We start from the raw sequence: 3,035 nt of genomic DNA, 5'->3' as shown, positions 1-3,035 counted from the left end.
AATCCAAAACCATTTCAATAATAGCCGCTTCCGTACCGTTCCATCCCAGCGCGGAAACGAGAACATTCGTATCAATGGTAATTCTCATGTCTTACTTTCTCCCTGAGCCCTCCGGGCCCACTTAATGGCTGCTTCGATATCATCAGGAGTTATCCCTTCCCTCTGAAATCTTTCCCTGATCGGTTTCGCAAATTCTTCAAAATCATTCGGTGGTAACACTTTCTTTATTTCCACGCGGGGGCCTTTTTTTTCAAAAAGGATGTAATCACCTTCCTTAACGTTTAACGCTTTTCTCAATTCGAGGGGGACTGTTACTTGTCCCTTCGTAGTTATTCTGGCAATGTAAAATTCATCCATATCAACACGTCCTCAGTAATAATTTCTTACTTTATTATTTTACCAACGTTATTTCTAACAATCAATATTCCTTTCCAGGGTTTTTCTTTTGGATCGCAACATGGCATGTTATAATGAACAGCAGGCGCATAAAACTGCCTGTGTTGCTATGATTTAGAGTTGGCGGGGTGCGGTGTTGGCAGCCATAATTATCCTGGATGAATTTACAGCCGGCCAGATTGCTGCCGGTGAAGTGGTTGAACGGCCGGTTTCGGCAGTAAAAGAGTTGGTGGAAAACGCCCTGGACGCGGGCGCTTCCAGGATTGCAATAGACCTGGCGGAGGGCGGCCTGGGCAGAATCACTGTTTCCGACAACGGTTGCGGGATGACGGCGGAAGATGTCCAGTTGGCTTTCCTGCGTCATGCCACCAGCAAGATCAAAAGCGCCGCTGATTTGCGCCGGGTGAACACGCTCGGTTTCCGCGGGGAGGCGCTGCCCAGCATAGCGGCGGTAGCCAAAGTGGTCATGACCACCCGCGTGCCTGGCTCAATAACAGGGACGCGCGCTGAATTGCAGGGGGGTTCGCTTGCCGCCGTATGTCCGGCCGGGTGCGCGCCGGGTACTACTGTTGAAGTAAGTGACTTGTTTTATAACACGCCGGCCAGGCGCAAAGCGATGAAAAGCCCTTCCTCTGAAGGCGCGTTGTGCGGGGAACTGGTGTCGAAAATGGCGCTGGCCAGACCAGGTGTCCGTTTCGAACTGTTGACCCATGGCAAGCGTGTTTTTTATACACCGGGCACCGGCAGGCTGATCGATGCTGTGACAGCTGTTTATGGGCCGGGACAGGGCAAGGAAATGATTGCGGTGAGCGCTGCGGATGGGGATCTGGGCCTTGACGGTTATGCCGGAAAACCTTCACTTAGCCGCAGTTCGCGCAGTCACCTGACCATCATTGTCAACGGCCGTTATGTGCGCTGTCCGGCTGTTGTCACGGCAATTGAAGATGCTTACCGCGGCTTGCTCCCCCAGGGGCGCAGGCCGGTAGCTGTTTTATCTTTAACAGTGGCGCCGGAGCAGTTGGATGTCAATGTGCACCCGGCAAAGTTGGAAGTGCGCCTGCTGGAAGAAAAAAGAGTCGCCGCCATGGTTGCCGGTGCGCTCAGGAGCGCGCTGCGCGGGGATTCGGTTATACCTGCCGCGATTGCTGAACGAGGTAACCGGTATCATTATAAAGAACCGGATAAAGAACCGGGCAAAACTATTTTCGTGCAGGTTCCGGCGATATTTTCACCGGAGCCGGAGCAAGATCAATCAGCCGTCAATCCGGAACCGGTTGAAACAGTTGCAACCGGAAGTCCGGTTGCAAGCATGTTGCCTGATAAATCTGTTTTTCCATCGGAAAGAAACAAGTTTCTTGAAGATACTGTAAACGATAAAAAATTCCCTGTTCTTCACCCGCTTGCCCAGTTGCTTCCGACGTATATTCTGGCAGGGGGAGAAGACGGTCTTTATATCATTGACCAGCATGCCGCCCATGAGAGGGTTCTCTATGAGGAATGTCTGGCCGGTCAGGGCAATTATCCCAGTCAATGTCTTCTAGTCCCGGAAACGCTGGAGCTTGAACACAGCGAGACTTCGCTCGTCATCGATCTGCTGCCCCGGTTTGCCGAAACGGGTTTTGTAATTGAGCATTTCGGCGGCAACACGTTCTTGCTCAGGGGAGCGCCGTCCTACTTGCCGGCGGGCCGGGAGAAAGAGCTGTTCCTGGACATGGTTGATTTCTTCAAGGGAAAAGGTTTTGTTCCTGACCAGGTTGATTTTTTTAAACGGCTTGCTTCCTCGATTGCTTGCAAGGGAGCGATAAAAGCCGGAGAAAAAATGCCGTTTGGCGCAATGGAAGCGTTGCTGGAAAGGTTGGCCCGGGCGGAGAATCCATTTACTTGTCCGCACGGCAGACCTACTGTTATTCACCTCTCCAACCGTGATCTGGAGACACGTTTCAAGAGGTAGTATAATGAAATCACATGGATTCGCTGTCACGACGTCTCATAGAGTGAAACCGGTTTTGGTGGAATGCGCCAAACAGATAGCCGGAGAATTGGAAACCCTGTATGTGGAAAGAAACGGCCGGTCGATAGAAGCTTTGTCAGCGGAGCTCGGTGTGGAAGGGATGGTGGTTGTTACATCGAAAAAAGTATCATTTGTGTCCCGCGCGGGGGAGTTTTTTTTCCACCCGGGTATGGCCGGGCCGCGTATAAACGAGCTAAAAAATGGGAAAACTGACCAGATGATTAACGCCATGGCCATCAACCAGGGTAACACTGTATTGGATTGCACACTGGGTCTGGGGACAGACGCCATTGTAGCGAGCTATACTGTCGGCAATAACGGCCGGGTTGTCGGGCTGGAGAATTCACCGGTCATAGCGTATCTTGTTAAATCCGGTCTCGTATCTTACCCGGCAACTGACAGGGACACTGTCGCCGCCATGCAAAGAGTGGAGGTGGTTCGGGCGGATCACCGTGATTACCTGCGGACGCTGCCGGCAGGCAGTTTCGACGTTGTATATTTCGATCCCATGTTCCGCCTGCCCGGAAGGCGGTCACCGGCTATGAACGCCTTGCGCGCCCTGGCTGATCCCGAACCGCTTGACCGGGAAACAATCAACCTCGCCGTAAAAATAGCGAACAAACGGGTG

The 3,035-nt window shown here is 52.3% G+C and carries 3 protein-coding genes; 2 read left to right on the top strand and 1 reads right to left on the bottom strand.

The window, feature by feature from the left end; all coding sequences use genetic code 11:
• Positions 1-84 precede the first annotated feature (84 nt).
• Positions 85-357: an AbrB/MazE/SpoVT family DNA-binding domain-containing protein gene (locus tag A4E54_RS06440; protein WP_286725139.1), complete on the bottom strand. Its 273-nt coding sequence runs from the start codon at positions 355-357 to the stop codon at positions 85-87.
• Between the two features lie 175 nt (positions 358-532).
• Here A4E54_RS06440 and mutL point away from each other — a divergent pair, with 175 nt between their 5' ends.
• Positions 533-2,347: a DNA mismatch repair endonuclease MutL gene (mutL, locus tag A4E54_RS06435; RefSeq protein WP_286725138.1), complete on the top strand. Its 1,815-nt coding sequence runs from the start codon at positions 533-535 to the stop codon at positions 2,345-2,347.
• A 4-nt stretch (positions 2,348-2,351) separates the two neighbouring features.
• The coding region (locus A4E54_RS06430) for a class I SAM-dependent methyltransferase (RefSeq protein WP_286725135.1) at positions 2,352-3,035 on the top strand (684 nt) is incomplete at its 3' end.

The organism is Pelotomaculum sp. PtaB.Bin117 (genome assembly GCF_002067195.1).
GTDB lineage: Bacteria > Bacillota > Desulfotomaculia > Desulfotomaculales > Pelotomaculaceae > Pelotomaculum_D > Pelotomaculum_D terephthalicicum.
This window is presented reverse-complemented; position numbering and strand designations above follow the sequence as displayed.